Genomic DNA, 13,833 nt, shown 5'->3' on the forward strand with positions numbered 1-13,833 from the left:
CGGGTGGCGGTCGAGCTGGCGGAGATGCGGGGCGAGATCAGGACCGGTTTCGCCGAGCTGTCCGGCAGGCTCGACCTGGCGTTGCAGCGGACGGGCCAGACGGAGCAGGCCCTGGTCGAGCAGCGGGATTCGGTGAAGCGGATCAAAGAACGCGTCGACATCCTCGAAGCGAAGGCCGAAGCCTCCTCGACGCACGGTCCGCGGCTGGCGGCGGTGGAGCGGCTGGTGTGGACGGGTGTCGGGATGGCGGTGGTGGGTGGTACGGCGGGCGGCTGGCTGGTGTCCGCCCTGGTGAAGTAGACGGCAGCACGCCCCCCTCCTTCGGGAGGGGGCGGCTTCGTCATGTCCGGGGTCGGCTGGTAACCCGGAGTTCACCGGCTGCCCTGTCCGCTTCGGTGGCCTCCGCCGTACGCTGGCGACCGGAACACCTAACGCTGGGGGCACGATGAGCAGTGGCCACATCGGGCTTCGCATCCGCGAGGTCCGGAAGATCAGGCAGATGACCGTCCGGCAGCTGGCCGGGAAGATCCGCGTCAGCGTGAGCACCCTGGAGAAGTACGAGTCCGGCGACCGCAACCCGCCGCCCGGAGTCGTCGCCCAGATCGCCCGAGCCCTGCGCGTGGGGCCTGACAGGCTCACGGGCCAGCCGTACTGGAACGGGGCCGAGACCGCCGAGCAGGTTCAGGCCGTCATTCCGGAACTGCGGCGGGTCCTCCTCACCTACGACAACCCGGACGACCTCCTCGTCGAGCCCCGCCCTCTGCCCGTCCTCGCGGCGGAGATGGACCACATCGCCCAGATGCGGCAGGACGGCCAGTACGTTCCGATGGGGCCGCTCTTGCCCGGGCTGCTCGCCGAGCTGACCCACGTGGCTCTTACCGCGCGCGGCCGGGACCAGGAGCAGGCATATTGGTGGCTGGCCCGCGGCTACCGGGCCACCAACAGCCTCGCGCACAAGCTCGGCTACCACGACCTCTCTCTCACCGCGATCGAGCGCGTACGGTGGGCTGCCCAGCGGTCCGGGGACAACCTGATGATGGTGACCGCGGCCTACCTCAAGGCGGGCGCCATGGTCCGCATGGGCACGTACGCGTCCGCCCGTCGTGTCCTCGAAGCCCTCGTCGACGAGGTCGAGCGGCTTGCCCCCGAGGCTTCGATGTCCGACGCGCAGATCGCCATACAGGGCGCTGTGCTCCTGAAGCTGGCGATCCTGGAGGCTCGCGACGGCCATCCCGACCGCGCGACCGACCGCCTCGCTGAGGCCCGCGCTGCCGCTGGCATGCTCCGGGCCGACACCACGCACTACGAGATGTCCTTCGGCCCGACGAACGTAAGGATCCACGAGGTCGCCGCCCTGATCGACACGGGCGACACGGAGCAGGCGCTTGCCCGATTGCGCGAGTGGGGTGCCGAGCAGGACCGCGACGAGTGGCAGCTGCCGGCGGGGATCGTCGCCGAGCGGGCGAGCCACCACCACATCGATGTGGCCGCCGCGCGCCTGGCGGAGGGCGACCGTGCGGGCGCGCACCGGGATCTCCTGGAGGCGCGGCGCCTGTCCCCGAACCACTCCCGGTTCCACCCGACGGTCCGGAACACGGCGGCGACTTTGGTTCGGCTGGATCGTAGTCAGGATGATGCCCTTGTCGGGTTCGCCAAGTGGGCGGGCGTGTGACCTGTCAAGCGTTTCGCTGAAAAATCATCCCCACAAGGTGTGGGGAACACCCCACCCCTGAACGGTGAAGATCCCCTTACGCAACCGTCGCGTAAGGGGATCGCTCATGCTCGACACCAGCGGCGCGGCCAGTGCATGGCTGGCCGAAGCCGACCCGGACCCGGAACACGCTCAGCGCTGGCTCAGCAGCGCCAAGGTGGTACTGCTGCCGCTCGGCCGCCGATGGTCCGCCGTCAAAGCTTCCGAGACGATCGGGCTTCCCGCCGCCCAGGTCCTCGACGTGGGCCCGGTCATCTACGAGCCGGCCGGACGGGCGGTGTTCTTCCTTGTCCCCGTCGACACCCAGTGGGACCACCCGGGCACCGAGCTCCTCGGTGACACCACCTGGCTCACTGTCCCCGTGCCGACCGTCACCGCGCCGCCGGGCCCGCACTGGTTGACGCCGCCCGACGGCAGTGGCCGTCTCGTCGACCCGAGCGCACTCCGGGTGGCCCTCGGCCCCCGCTTGCGCGCGGAGCACTTCGGATGACGACAATTCGCCCGGAATGCCAGTTCGAGGTGCACTTTGCCTGCCGTATCGGCGAGGTCCGCACGGTCTTCGGCGACCTGGTGTTCCCTGCTCGCCGCTGTGACTGCCCCTGCCACAAGACGAGGAGGAGGACCGATGAAGCTGTGTCACCGCTGCGCTCGGCCGATCACCGGTGAGGCTGAGGAGATCACCCCGTTCTCCGTGTCCGGCGCCCGCCCCACCCTGTGGCGGCACACGAGCCAGGCCGAGTGCGAACGGGCTCGGCAGGCGTCCGGCACGGTCTACCGCAGCTGCGGCCGCCCCTGATCTCCTGCCCGCTGGTGCACACGCCGGCCATCAGCGGGCAGGCTCACCGCACCAAGTCGGTGAGAGGTACGTCGAGGGCTGTGGCGATGCGGACGAGGTCGCTGAACCGCGGGTCGCGGATGGCGTTCTCGTAGCGCTGGATGCTGCGGCGCTCCATGCCGATGGCGTCGGCAAGCTGGTCTTGTGAGAGGCCGGCGGCCCGACGGAGTCCAGCGATGCGGCGGCCGAGAGCCCTGCGTCGTTCGAGGACTTCTTCGGGCAGGGGTGTTCTTCGGGCGGGCACGAGGCCAACGCTCAGACCTTATCGATCTTGCGTCAGTACCCAAACGGTCCCATCGTGGATAGAGTCACCACGGTTCCGGAATGCGGAATTCCAGACTGGCCCTCCCGGTCCTGCCCCCCAGGCGGACGGGAGGAGCCAGGCAGCGCCCCCGCTTCGGCGGGGGCGCTGTCGCGGTCCCTCACTGTCGCGGTCGGGAGCGCAGCTACTCACCCCGCTCCCGACAACGGACCCAGTTCCCAGCCCTGTTCCCACGGGAACAGACACCCTTCTTCACCCGCATTCCGCGTCATCGAGCGTCATCGAATGACATCGGTTTGCCCCGATTTCTCGCATCACCGCAGGTCAAAAGTGGGTAACAAAACTGGTTCGAGTCCCGTTACTCACCCTGATACGAGTGGGCCCCGATTCGGAAGAACCGGGGCCCACTCGCCTTTCCATGTTTTCTCTGTGCAGGTGAGGACGGGCGGGGGCGGGTCGCCCCCCGTACGGTGTACGTGACGGAGCAGCCCGCCGGGCCGGTGAGGTCCGCACCTCCCCCGCCGTCGTCCGTCTCGCTCGTGTCGCCGTAGACGATGCCGCGCCCGTCTGCGGCCACGTACACCCGGCCGCAGACGCGCGGGGCGCCGGTGATGGTGGCGCCGGTGGCTTCGGCGGGGAGGGCGCCCGCGAGGAGCCCGGCCGCGAGGGCGAGGTCCGCGAGCCCCGCGAGGAGTCGTGGTCTGCGCATGGGTGTCCCGTCGGAGGCGGGGAGGGAAAGGGCATGGGAGCGCTCCTGCCATCGGTTTCCCATCGGCACACGGTCAAGAACCGGGAATCGCCGAAGACGTTCGACGAGAGGGTCGAGCGGGTGGCGAGGGACGGGAGGCGGGTCACCCGTACGGGCGCGACAGTGATCCACTTCGCATCGCCCACTGTTAGCTTCCCCTTATGTCCGCTATGAACGGTTCGCCCACCACGTGGGCGGGGTGAGGCCGGATGGGAGTCCTGCGCGACAACCCCGAACTCGCCCTCTTCCTCTGCCTCTCCGCGGGATACCTCGTCGGCAAGCTCCGGGTCGGCCCCATCACGCTCGGCGGCATCTGCGGGACGCTGATCGTCTCGCTGCTCATGGGCGCCTGGGCGAAGGTCACCGTCTCCGACGACGTGAAGACGATCTTCTTCGCGCTCTTCATCTTCTCGCTCGGCTATCTGGCCGGACCCCAGTTCTTCGCCAACCTCAACCGCAAGAGCCTGCGCTTCTTCACCCTCTGCCTCATCGAGGTCGTCTGCGTCGTCGGCATCGCCCTCGGCCTGGCCAAGGCCTTCGACCTGGACGTCGGCACCGCCGCCGGCATCCTGGCGGGCGCCGCCACCGAGTCCGCGGTCGTCGGCACGGCCACCGAGGCCATCGGCAAGCTCTCCGACCTGACGCAGGAGCAGATCACCCAGTACCAGGGCCATGTGGCCACCGCGTACACGGTCTGCTATCTCTTCGGCCTCATCACCATCGTCATCTACACCAGCCAGATCATGCCGATGCTGATGCGGATCAACCTCCGCGACGCCTCCCGCGAGCTGTGGGAGAGGATGCGGGGCGCCGGCGGCGGCCTGGAGCCCGACGAGCGCGAGGCGCTGCCGGGCCTGGTCGGCCGCACCTTCCTCGTCACCCTCGCCGACGGCGCCAAGGTGTCCGACCTGGAGCGGCGGTCCGGCAACCGGGTCACCGTCGAGGCGGTGAAGCGGGGCAGCGAGGTCTTCACCCCTCCCCCGCCCGATTTCGAACTGACCCTCTCCGACCTCGTCCTCGCGGTCGGTCGCCGGTCCGGCATCATCGAGGCGGGCCGGCTCATCGGCCCCGAGACCCCGGCGGTGCCGGGCCTCGACACCCCGCTCGCCACCACGCAGGTCTCCCTCACCGACGAGACGGCGGTCGGCAAGTCCCTGGACCGGCTGGCCACCGAGCACCCGGAGATCACCTCCGGCGGCGTCTACGTGACGGACGTGCTGCGGGGTGAGTCGTATCTGCCCGCCACCCCGGAGACCGTCGTCCAGCGCGGCGACGTGCTCACCCTGGTGGGGGCCCGCTCCTCGCTCGGCAGGCTCGCCGCCAAGGTCGGCGCGGTCGTCAGGAACGACGCCACCGACTTCGTCTACCTGGGCCTGGGCATCGCCTTCGGCTCGCTCCTCGGCCAGATCGTGGTGAAGTTCGGCGGCGTCCCGATGTCGCTGGGCACCGGCGGCGGCTGCCTGGTCTCCGGGCTGCTCTTCGGCTGGTTCCGCTCCCGCACCCAGACCTTCGGCGCCTTCCCGCCGCAGGCCGCCACCACCCTGAAGGACATGGGCCTGGCCATCTTCATCGCCTGCACCGGCCTGGTCTCGGGCCCGCAGGCGTGGCCGCTGCTCAAGGAGTACGGGGCGCTGCTGCCCTTCGCGGGCGTCGCCATGGTCCTCGTACCTGCGACGGTCTCGCTGATCGTCGGGCTCAAGTTCCTGGACATCGAGAAACCGCTGCTGATCGGCGCCATCGCGGGCCAGCAGTGCTCGACCCCGGCGATCACCTCGGTCACCCAGGTCGCGCAGAGCTCGGTTCCGATGCTCGGCTACACGATCACCTACGCCCTCTCCAACTTCCTGCTGCCGCTGACCGGTCCCCTGCTGGTCGGCATCCTCGGCGCCTGAGAGCCGTACGTAAGGACACCCCATGCCCAGGACCAGCTTCACCCGCGAGGAGATCAAGGCCTTCGCCCAGCTCTCGCCGTTCGAGCTGAAGGACAAGTTCATCACCCTCGCCCAGGCGGCCCAGGCCGGAGAACCGGGACAGAAGGGCAAGTCGTCGGTCCAGATGCTCAACGCGGGCCGCGGCAACCCGAACTGGACCGCCACCAGCCCCCGCGAGGCCTTCCACGCCCTCGGCTACTTCGCGCTCACCGAGTCCCGCCGGGTGTGGACCGCCGACGACCTCGGCGGCATGCCCGAGCTCAAGGGCTCCGGAGCCCGCTTCGACGCCTTCGTGCGGCAGCACCCGGACCTCCCCGGCATCGAGCTGCTGCGAAGGTCGGTCGAGTACGCCGTCGAGCGCTTTGGTTTCGACAAGGACGCCTTCGTCCACGAGCTCACCGACAGCTCGATCGGCGACAACTACCCGGTGCCGGACCGGATCCTCGCCCACACCGAGCGGATCGTCCGCGGCTACGTCGACGACGAGCTGTTCGACAGGCGGCCGCCCGCCGGGAACGTCTCCTACTTCGCCACCGAGGGCGGCACCGCCGCCATGTGCTACGTCTTCGACTCCCTGATGAAGAACGGGATCCTGAAGAAGGGCGACCGGATCGCCCTCATGGTGCCGGTCTTCACCCCGTACATCGAGATCCCCGAGCTCGACACGTACGAGTTCGACGTCGTCCACGTCGAGGCCTCCCTCTTCGCCGAGACCGGCGTCCGCGAGTGGCGCTACCCGGCGGAGGAGGTCGCCAAGCTGGAGGACCCGTCGGTCAAGCTGCTCTGCCTGGTCAACCCCTCCAACCCGCCGTCCCTCGCGCTGAGCCGGCGGGTCACGGAGCAGCTCAAGGAGATCGTCGCCGGCAAGAACCCGAACCTGGTGATCGTCACCGACGACGTCTACGGCACCTTCGTCCCCGGCTTCCGCTCGGTCGCCGCCGAGCTGCCGCACAACACCCTGCTCGTGTACTCGTACTCCAAGCACTACGGCGCCACCGGCTGGCGGCTCGGCGTCATCGGCCTCCACGACGACAACGTCGTCGACCGCATGATCGCCGAACTGCCCGCGGCCGAGAGGGAACGGCTGGCCAAGCGGTACGGGACGCTCTCCCTGGAACCGGAGAAGCTCCGGTTCGTCGACCGGCTGGTCGCGGACTCCCGGCAGGTCGCCCTCAACCACACCGCCGGCCTGTCGCTGCCGCAGCAGGTCATGATGGCGCTCTTCTCGCTCTTCGCCCTGCTGCCGGAGGGCCAGGCGTACAAGGAGCGGCTGCGGGCGATCGTGGGGCGGCGGCTCGACCTGCTCCTCGAAGGCGCCCGGATGAAGATCGCCGAGGACGGGCAGCGGGCCGGCTACTACATCGAGCTGGACCTGCTCGCCGAGGCCGAGCGCGTCCACGGGAAGGACTTCGCCGACTTCCTTGAGAAGAACTACGAGCCCGTCGACCCGCTCTTCCGGCTCGCCGAGCAGACCGGCGTGGTCCTCCTCAACGGCGGCGGCTTCGACGGACCCCAGTGGTCGGTCCGGGTCTCGCTCGCCAACCTGGACGACCTCGACTACCTGAAGATCGGCCACCATCTGCGGGCGATCTTCGACGACTACGGCCAGGAGTGGAAGGGCTCCCGGCCCTGAACGGGAGGGGGAAGGAGCGTGCCCCGGCCATGGGTGGGGTGGTCGGCCGGGGCACGCGCTGTGGGGGGGTACGGCAGTACGTTAGCGGCCGGGAGCCCGGCGATCGCCGTGCGGGGAACGGCGGTCGGGGTTCTTAGGCCGCGCTTAAGGCGGCCATCACGGCGGGCAAAGGTTCAGCGCCGGAGCGCCCCCCGGCGGCGGGCCGGGCGGTGGGTGCGGCGGGTCGCGGAGCCGCCGGGGTGGTGTCCGTCGAGCCCGATCCAGACGCGTACCTCCGTGCCGCCGAGCACCGAGTGGCCGATGCGGACGTCACCGCCGGTCGATTCGGCCATGCGGCGCACGATGTCGAGGCCGAGGCCCGTGGAGCCGGGCCGGTCGCCGCTGTTGCCGCGGGCGAGCGCGGCGGCCGGGTCGGCGATGCCGGGGCCCGCGTCCGAGACCAGGACGATGACCGCGTCCTCGCCGTTGTGGACGTCCACGGAGAAGGCGGTGCCCTCCGGGGTGTGGCGGAAGACGTTGCCGAGGAGGGCGTCGAGGGCGGCGGCGAGTTCGGGGCGCGCCACCGGGACGCGTACCGGACGCTCGACGCCCGCGAGACGGACGAGCCGCCCCTCGTCCTCGGCGAGCGCGGACCAGAACTCCATCCGCTCGCGCACCACTTCGGCGGCGTCGCAGCCCGCGCCGGGTCCGGTCGGGCGGGCCGTCCGCGGCTTGGCCTCGCGGGCGGTGCGGATGATGGTGTCCACCTCGCGTTCCAGCTGCTCGACGGCGGCCCGGGTCTGGTCGGCGGCGGGTCCCGAGCCGAGCGAGGCGGCGTTGAGGCGGAGCACGGTGAGCGGGGTGCGCAGCCGGTGGGAGAGGTCGGCGGCGAGTTCGCGTTCGTTGGCGAGGAGCTGGACGACCTGGTCGGCCATGGAGTTGAAGGCGACGGCGGCCGACTTGAGCTCGGGCGGGCCCTCCTCGGCGACCCGGGCGCCGAGCCTGCCCTCGCCGAGTTCGTGGGCGGCGCGGGCGAGCCGCTGGGCGGGGCGGACCATGCGGACGCCGAGCCGGTCGGCGACGGCGAGGGAGCCGGCGATCAGGGCGATGCCGACGCCGGCGAGGACGAGCCAGGCGGTGGCGACGCCGTGGGTGACCTCGTCCTCGGGGACGAAGAGCTCGACGACGGCGACCTGCCCGGAGCTGAGCGCGGTCGGCTGGAGCAGGGCGTAGCCGCCGGGGACCTCGGTGATGGAGGCGCGGCCGAGGGTGCGGGTGGCGGCGAGTTCGTCGGCGCCGGCCCGGCGGGTGCCGATCTCCAGGGCCCGGCCGCCGGGTCCTGCGGGCGGCACGTGCACGGCGAGCCGTCCTGCGGCGCCGTCCTCGGTGGTGGCGACGGCCTTCTCCAGCTCCGTCCGGTCGGTGGTGATCGCGAGGACCGGGGCGAGCCCGGCGCCGCGCCGCTCCGCGTTGGAGAAGGCCCGGTCGCGGGCCATCTCCTTGACGACGAGGCCGAGCGGTACGGCGAAGGCGATGACGACCATGGCGGTGACGGCCAGCGACACCTTGACGAGCGCCCATCTCACGGCCGGTGCCCCCGTCTTCTCACGGCTGGTGCTCCTGGGGCGGTTCGTGGGGTGGTTCCAGCTTCACGCCGACGCCGCGCAGGGTGTGGAGGTAGCGGGGCCGGGCGGCCGTCTCGCCCAGTTTCCGCCGCAGCCACGACAGGTGGACGTCGATGGTCTGGTCGTCCCCGTACGCCTGCTGCCACACCTCGGCGAGCAGCTCCCTGCGCGGGACGACGACGCCGGGCCGCCCGGCGAGGAAGGCGAGCAGGTCGAACTCGCGCCGGGTCAGGTCGAGCGGGGTGCCGTCGAGCGCGGCCTGGCGGCGCAGCGGGTCGATGGCGAGCCCGCCGACCCGGATCTCCGTGGTGGGCGCGGCTTCCCCTGACCCGGCCCGGGCGCGGCGCAGCACGGCGGCCATCCGGGCGGTGAGGTGCTCGACGGAGAACGGCTTGACGAGGTAGTCGTCGGCGCCGGCGTGCAGCAGCCGTACGATCTCCGCCTCGTCGTCCCGGGCGGTCGCGATGATCACCGGTACGTCGGTGATGCCGCGCAGCATCTTCAGCGCCTCAGACCCGTCCAGGTCGGGCAGACCGAGGTCCAGGACGACCACGTCGAAACGGAAATGGGCGACCTCGCGCAGCGCCTCCAGGGCGGTGCCGACGCTCCGTACCGTGTAGGAGGCCTCCGTCAGCTGCCGGATGAGGGCGGAGCGCACGAACTGGTCGTCCTCGACCACGAGCACACTTGCCATGGCCCGCACCGTACGCCATTCGGGGGACGGCCCGGTGGGAACGCACCTTCCGCCACGCCCCGGCGGGGCGTGGTGCAGTATGGCCGCGATGCGAAGAGGACTCGTTCACGCCCTGGCCTGGTCGCTCGCCACCGGCGCGGCGGTCACGCTCTCCTGGTGGGGGGTGCACACGGTGCTGTCCGGCACGGTCTACGACCCACCGCGCGCCCTGCCCCTGCCGCTGCCCGTCGACACCTCCGCCGACCGGTCCCCCGCCGGGACGGCCATCGGCGACGCGGTGGCGTCCTCGACCAGCCGCCCGGCCCCGCCTTCTTCTCCCTCGCCCCCGCCTTCTTCTCCCTCGCCCCCGCCTTCCACCCGCCCGGCGCGTGCCCCGGACCGGCCCACCCCCGCCCCGACGGCCACCGCCGGCCCTTCGGCCCCCTCCTCGGGTTCCTCCGGGGTGCGGAGTCATACGGTCGACGGCGGCCGGGTGGCCTTCGACCTCGGCGGGGCCTCCGGCGAACTGGTCTCGGCGGTCCCCGCCTCGGGGTGGCGGATGCAGGTGTGGAAGCAGCCGACGTGGATCCGGGTGACCTTCACCCGGGACGAGCGCGAGATCTCGGTCTTCTGCCTGTGGCACGACTCGGCCCCGCGCGTCCAGATCGAGGAACGCGCCACCTGAGCCGGTCGGCCCCGGCCGGCTCCGGTCAGTGGAAGGCGGACGGCGGCGGGGCCGGTGAGGCCTTCGCGGTCGCGTCGGTGACCGGGGCGGCGCCGCCGGTGAAGTCGGCCAGGGGGCGGCCGTGTTCGACCCGGCCGGGGTACGGGTCGGTGGCCACCCGGCGGGTGAGGTCGGCGACGGGGAGTTCGCGGTCGGAGGCGACCAGGACCGCGTTGCCGAAGCGGCGGCCGCGCAGGACGGTCGGGTCGGCGATCAGGGCCAGTTCGGGGAAGACGGCGGCCGCGGTGGCGATCTGGCCGCGGAGGTGGGCGAGCGGCGGACCGTCGGTGAGGTTGGCGGCGTACGTGCCTCCGGGCCGCAGCGCGCGCCGTACCTCGTCCAGGAACTCGGTGCTGGTGAGGTGGGCGGGGGTGCGGGCGCCGCGGAAGACGTCCGCGATGACCAGGTCGGCCCAGCCGTCCGGGACCTTGGCGAGTCCGGCGCGGGCGTCGGTGGCGCGGACCCGGATGCGGGCGCCGGGGTCGAGGGGCAGTTCGCGGCGGACGAAGCGGACGAGGGGTTCGTCGATCTCGACGACCTGCTGGGTGGAGCGGGGCCGGGTCGCGGCGACGTACCGGGCGAGGGTGAAGGCGCCGCCGCCGAGGTGCACGGCCTGGAGGGGGCGGCCGGGCGGGGCGGCGAGGTCGGCGACGTGGCCGAGCCGCCGCTGGTACTCGAAGGTGAGGGCGGCGGGGTCGTCGAGGTCCACGTGGGACTGCGGGGCGCCGTCGAGGAGCAGTGTCCAGGCGCGGGGGCGGTCGCGGTCGGGGGTCAGTTCGGCGAGCCCGCCGTCGACGGTCTCGGAGACGGGTACGGCGGCCGCCGCCCGCTCGCGCTGCTTGTTCCTGGCCATCCGTCCATTATCGGCCGGACGGCCTCCAGCGGTCCGTGGCGGTCAGTGGCAGCCGTCGGCGGCCTCGATGAGGCGGGCCGCCTCGCCGAGCGCGCGGCGCAGGACGGCGGGGTCGGTGACCTGGCCGGTGTCGCCGGGGGGCAGCAGCCAGCCGGCCGGGCGGGGCGTGTCGCCGGCGGGCTCGGGCAGTTCGGGGAGCTCCGGGAGGCGCAGGCCGCGTCCCGAGGTGCGGGTGCAGGCGCTGCCGGGGAGGTCCCAGGCGGCGGCGGTGCCGGGCGGGACGAGGAAGCCGAGGGTGTCGCAGGCGCCGTCGTGGAGCACGGGGCCGACCTCGGGGGCGCCCCGGCGGCGGAGGATGTCGACGGCCTCCAGGCCCTGCCGGGCGGGCACGGTCACCAGGTCGCAGGGTTCGGCGCCTCCGGCGCCGGGGGCGCCGGCGGCGTCGGTGGTCGTCTCGAATGGTGCCGCGTTCTCGGACATGGACCCCTCCTCTGCTTCCCGGAGGAGACGCGTTCCGTCTCTCCCATACGGTTCAACGCCCGTACGCGTCAACGGCTACGGCGGCACGCCGCCGCAAAGGATGGCAGTTCATGGCAGATCGCAGGCGAGATATCCGATTTGTAGCCAAACTCAGCGTACGCATCCGGTCACAGCAGGTACGTTCATGCCGCCGGAACACCCGGCAGCACCAGGAGAGGGCTCGGCCATGGCCATGTCACGGGCAGTTCCCAATCTCGCCTTCCGACGGCTCCGCGGGCAGCACTCCCCGGCGGAGTTCGCCGCCATGGTCCGCCGGGCGGCACGGGAGATCGGCGAACAGGTCGCGTGCGACGCGCGCTACATCGGGCGCGTGGAGGCGGGGGAGATCCGCTGTCCGAACTACGCGTACGAGCGGGTCTTCCTGCACATGTTCCCCGGCCTGACCCTTGCCGACCTGGGTTTCTCTGCGCGGGAGGCGGTACGCGGCCGACGGCAGGCCGCCCCGGCCGGGGCCTCGGGGCCCCCCGCCCTCCCGACCCGGAACGATGAGGAGAGCGACGTGCTGCGTCGCGCATTCATGACGAGCGGCACCGCCACCCTGGCGGCCGTCTCCTGGGGGCTCGGCGGCACCGCCGCCGCGATCCCCAGCCCCCGCGGCACCCGCCGCATCGGCGAGGCCGAGGTCCTCGCCGTCGAGGACGCCGTACGGCGCATCCGCGTGCTCGACGACCGGCACGGCGCCGACGGCCTCTACAAGTGCGCCGCCCAGCCGCTCCGCACCGCCTACGCCCTGCTCGACCAGGGCACCGCGACCCGCCGCTCCACCGAGGACCGGCTGCTGGCCGGCGCCGGCGAGCTGTCCCTCTCCGTCGGCTGGCTCGCCCACGACTCCGGCCGCCACGAGGACGCCCGCTCGCACTACGCCGAGGCCCTCGCCACCGCCCGGGTCTCCGGGAACGCGGCCCTGGAGGCGCACGCCTTCTGCAACACCTCGTTCCTCGCCCGCGACACCGGCCGCTACCGCGAGGCCGTCCGCGCCGCCCAGGCGGGCCTGCGCGCCGCCGCCCCGCTCGGCTCCGACCGGCTGCTCGCCCTGCTCTCCCTGCGCGAGGCCGCCGCCTGGGCCGGGCTCGGCGACCGCTCCGCCGCCGAGGAGTGCCTCGGCCGCGCCCACGGGCACTTCGGCCGCGGCCACGCCGACCAGGACCCCGAGTGGATGTCCTTCTTCGGCGAGCCCGAACTGGAGGCCCTGGAGTCCCACTGCTGGGCCGCGCTCGGCGACTGGAGCCGCGCCGCCCGCCACTCGTACCGGGCGACCCTCCTCCAGCACCCCCGCTTCGCCCGCAACCTCGCCCTCTACCGCGCCCAGCTCGCCGGCAACCTGGCCCGCGCAGGGCGTCGCGACGAGGCCGAGGCCGAGGCGCGGCGGGTGGAGCACTCGATGGACGGGATCGCCTCGGCCAGGATCCGGGGGCTGCTGGCCGAGACACGTCTCATCCTTACGGGTGCGTGAGGAGGGCGGATATTGGATCCAAGATTGTGGATCCAATATCCTGGATCCTGGATCCGATATCCCGGAGGTCGGATACCGGATGTTGGATCCTGGATCCGATATCCACGGGGCGCAGCCCCGCTCAGCCCTCCAGGTGCCCCGTGTCGTTCCAGCGCTCGATCGCCGGTGCGCCGTACGCCCAGCCGAGGACCGACAGGCTCGTCGGGTCCAGGCGGATGCGGGAGGCGTGGGAGACGGGTTCGCCGAGCCAGCGGGCGCCGAGGGAGCGCAGGATGTGGCCGTGGGCGAAGACCAGGACGTCCCGGTCGGCGGAGCGGGCCCACTCCACGACCTCGTCGGCGCGGGCCGACAACTCGTCCATGGACTCGCCCTCCGGGACGCCGTCGCGCCAGATCAGCCAGCCCGGCCGCAGCTCCTGGATCTGTGCGGGGGTCAGCCCCTCGTAGGCGCCGTAGTCCCACTCCATGAGGGCATCCCAGGGTTCCGCGCGGTCGCCGAAGCCGGCCAGGTCGCAGGTCTCGCTCGCGCGGACCAGCGGGCTGGTGCGCACCTCGACGCCGGGCAGGCCCTGCCAGGGGCCCCGATGCAGGCGCTCGCCGAGCAGCTTGGCGCCGCGCCGGCCCTCGTCGAGCAGCGGGATGTCGGTCCTGCCGGTGTGCCGTCCGAGGAGCGACCACTCGGTCTGGCCGTGTCGGGCGAGCAGGATGCGCGGTGCCATGGGCGGTGCTCTCCAGAGATTGCGTGGATATGGCGGATATGGCGGATATGTACGGGGGAACGGGTGCCCTTCCGTCGGGTCCCTTCCATCATCGCGCAGGTGGCCCGGGCGCGAACTCCCGGTGTCCCCGGGCCGGAACACGCCCGCG

At 72.2% G+C, this 13,833-nt stretch carries 15 protein-coding genes; 8 read left to right on the forward strand and 7 right to left on the reverse strand.

All coding sequences use genetic code 11. The annotated features are described in order from the left end of the window. Window positions 1-3 precede the first annotated feature (3 nt). From QK442_RS20805 to QK442_RS20820, 4 genes are all read left to right on the forward strand, one after another. On the forward strand, window positions 4-300 hold the full coding sequence (locus QK442_RS20805; RefSeq protein ID WP_282695505.1) for a hypothetical protein: 297 nt from the start codon (window positions 4-6) through the stop codon (window positions 298-300). A gap of 145 nt (window positions 301-445) precedes the next feature. After that, window positions 446-1,672, forward strand: a complete 1,227-nt coding sequence (locus QK442_RS20810) for a helix-turn-helix transcriptional regulator (RefSeq protein ID WP_282695506.1) — start codon at window positions 446-448, stop codon at window positions 1,670-1,672. 106 nt (window positions 1,673-1,778) lie between these two features. Beyond that, window positions 1,779-2,201, forward strand: a complete 423-nt coding sequence (locus QK442_RS20815) for a hypothetical protein (protein ID WP_282695507.1) — start codon at window positions 1,779-1,781, stop codon at window positions 2,199-2,201. 135 nt (window positions 2,202-2,336) lie between these two features. After that, entirely contained in the window at window positions 2,337-2,507 is a 171-nt protein-coding gene (locus QK442_RS20820) for a hypothetical protein (protein WP_282695508.1), read from the forward strand. A gap of 43 nt (window positions 2,508-2,550) precedes the next feature. On the opposite strand, the gene QK442_RS20825 is transcribed toward QK442_RS20820, so the two are convergent. Further along, window positions 2,551-2,790, reverse strand: coding sequence for a helix-turn-helix transcriptional regulator (locus tag QK442_RS20825; protein ID WP_282695509.1), 240 nt, complete (start codon window positions 2,788-2,790; stop codon window positions 2,551-2,553). A 376-nt stretch (window positions 2,791-3,166) separates the two neighbouring features. Continuing rightward, on the reverse strand, window positions 3,167-3,580 hold the full coding sequence (locus QK442_RS20830; RefSeq protein WP_282695615.1) for a hypothetical protein: 414 nt from the start codon (window positions 3,578-3,580) through the stop codon (window positions 3,167-3,169). A 185-nt stretch (window positions 3,581-3,765) separates the two neighbouring features. On the opposite strand from QK442_RS20830, the gene aspT reads away from it, so the two are divergent. Then, window positions 3,766-5,448 (forward strand): aspartate-alanine antiporter, encoded by a 1,683-nt coding sequence (aspT, locus tag QK442_RS20835; RefSeq protein ID WP_282695510.1) that lies wholly within the window; start codon window positions 3,766-3,768, stop codon window positions 5,446-5,448. A gap of 22 nt (window positions 5,449-5,470) precedes the next feature. After that, the gene (locus QK442_RS20840) at window positions 5,471-7,120 is read left to right on the forward strand and encodes a bifunctional aspartate transaminase/aspartate 4-decarboxylase (RefSeq protein WP_282695511.1); all 1,650 of its coding nucleotides are present in this window, start codon (window positions 5,471-5,473) and stop codon (window positions 7,118-7,120) included. Window positions 7,121-7,293: 173 nt separating this feature from the next. On the opposite strand, the gene QK442_RS20845 is transcribed toward QK442_RS20840, so the two are convergent. Continuing rightward, window positions 7,294-8,685 (reverse strand): HAMP domain-containing sensor histidine kinase, encoded by a 1,392-nt coding sequence (locus tag QK442_RS20845; RefSeq protein ID WP_282695512.1) that lies wholly within the window; start codon window positions 8,683-8,685, stop codon window positions 7,294-7,296. Window positions 8,686-8,704: 19 nt separating this feature from the next. Beyond that, window positions 8,705-9,418: a response regulator transcription factor gene (locus QK442_RS20850; RefSeq protein WP_282695513.1), complete on the reverse strand. Its 714-nt coding sequence runs from the start codon at window positions 9,416-9,418 to the stop codon at window positions 8,705-8,707. Window positions 9,419-9,497: 79 nt separating this feature from the next. On the opposite strand from QK442_RS20850, the gene QK442_RS20855 reads away from it, so the two are divergent. Beyond that, the gene (locus QK442_RS20855) at window positions 9,498-10,082 is read left to right on the forward strand and encodes a hypothetical protein (protein WP_282695514.1); all 585 of its coding nucleotides are present in this window, start codon (window positions 9,498-9,500) and stop codon (window positions 10,080-10,082) included. Between the two features lie 25 nt (window positions 10,083-10,107). Here QK442_RS20855 and QK442_RS20860 read toward each other — a convergent pair whose 3' ends face one another. Together QK442_RS20860 and QK442_RS20865 are read right to left on the reverse strand one after the other, a co-directional pair. Next, window positions 10,108-10,974, reverse strand: coding sequence for a fused MFS/spermidine synthase (locus tag QK442_RS20860; protein WP_282695515.1), 867 nt, complete (start codon window positions 10,972-10,974; stop codon window positions 10,108-10,110). Window positions 10,975-11,016: 42 nt separating this feature from the next. Continuing rightward, complete coding sequence (locus QK442_RS20865) at window positions 11,017-11,454, reverse strand: hypothetical protein (RefSeq protein WP_282695516.1); 438 nt, start codon at window positions 11,452-11,454, stop codon at window positions 11,017-11,019. A gap of 226 nt (window positions 11,455-11,680) precedes the next feature. Here QK442_RS20865 and QK442_RS20870 point away from each other — a divergent pair, with 226 nt between their 5' ends. After that, window positions 11,681-12,967: a tetratricopeptide repeat protein gene (locus QK442_RS20870; protein WP_282695517.1), complete on the forward strand. Its 1,287-nt coding sequence runs from the start codon at window positions 11,681-11,683 to the stop codon at window positions 12,965-12,967. 121 nt (window positions 12,968-13,088) lie between these two features. On the opposite strand, the gene QK442_RS20875 is transcribed toward QK442_RS20870, so the two are convergent. Then, on the reverse strand, window positions 13,089-13,685 hold the full coding sequence (locus tag QK442_RS20875; RefSeq protein WP_282695518.1) for a histidine phosphatase family protein: 597 nt from the start codon (window positions 13,683-13,685) through the stop codon (window positions 13,089-13,091). Between the last annotated feature and the right edge of the window lie 148 nt (window positions 13,686-13,833).

It is taken from the genome of Streptomyces sp. CC208A (assembly GCF_030010625.1).
GTDB lineage: Bacteria > Actinomycetota > Actinomycetes > Streptomycetales > Streptomycetaceae > Streptomyces.

What these genes read in the sequence shown, in the direction of transcription:
- aspT (WP_282695510.1), top strand. Translation starts at nt 3,766, where the DNA reads ATGGGAGTCCTGCGCGACAACCCCGAACTCGCCCTCTTCCTCTGCCTC.
- QK442_RS20850 (WP_282695513.1), bottom strand. Translation starts at nt 9,418, where the DNA reads ATGGCAAGTGTGCTCGTGGTCGAGGACGACCAGTTCGTGCGCTCCGCC.
- QK442_RS20860 (WP_282695515.1), bottom strand. Translation starts at nt 10,974, where the DNA reads ATGGCCAGGAACAAGCAGCGCGAGCGGGCGGCGGCCGCCGTACCCGTC.
- QK442_RS20820 (WP_282695508.1), top strand. Translation starts at nt 2,337, where the DNA reads ATGAAGCTGTGTCACCGCTGCGCTCGGCCGATCACCGGTGAGGCTGAG.
- QK442_RS20865 (WP_282695516.1), bottom strand. Translation starts at nt 11,454, where the DNA reads ATGTCCGAGAACGCGGCACCATTCGAGACGACCACCGACGCCGCCGGC.
- QK442_RS20840 (WP_282695511.1), top strand. Translation starts at nt 5,471, where the DNA reads ATGCCCAGGACCAGCTTCACCCGCGAGGAGATCAAGGCCTTCGCCCAG.
- QK442_RS20830 (WP_282695615.1), bottom strand. Translation starts at nt 3,580, where the DNA reads ATGGGAAACCGATGGCAGGAGCGCTCCCATGCCCTTTCCCTCCCCGCC.
- QK442_RS20855 (WP_282695514.1), top strand. Translation starts at nt 9,498, where the DNA reads ATGGCCGCGATGCGAAGAGGACTCGTTCACGCCCTGGCCTGGTCGCTC.
- QK442_RS20870 (WP_282695517.1), top strand. Translation starts at nt 11,681, where the DNA reads ATGGCCATGTCACGGGCAGTTCCCAATCTCGCCTTCCGACGGCTCCGC.
- QK442_RS20875 (WP_282695518.1), bottom strand. Translation starts at nt 13,685, where the DNA reads ATGGCACCGCGCATCCTGCTCGCCCGACACGGCCAGACCGAGTGGTCG.
- QK442_RS20810 (WP_282695506.1), top strand. Translation starts at nt 446, where the DNA reads ATGAGCAGTGGCCACATCGGGCTTCGCATCCGCGAGGTCCGGAAGATC.
- QK442_RS20815 (WP_282695507.1), top strand. Translation starts at nt 1,779, where the DNA reads ATGCTCGACACCAGCGGCGCGGCCAGTGCATGGCTGGCCGAAGCCGAC.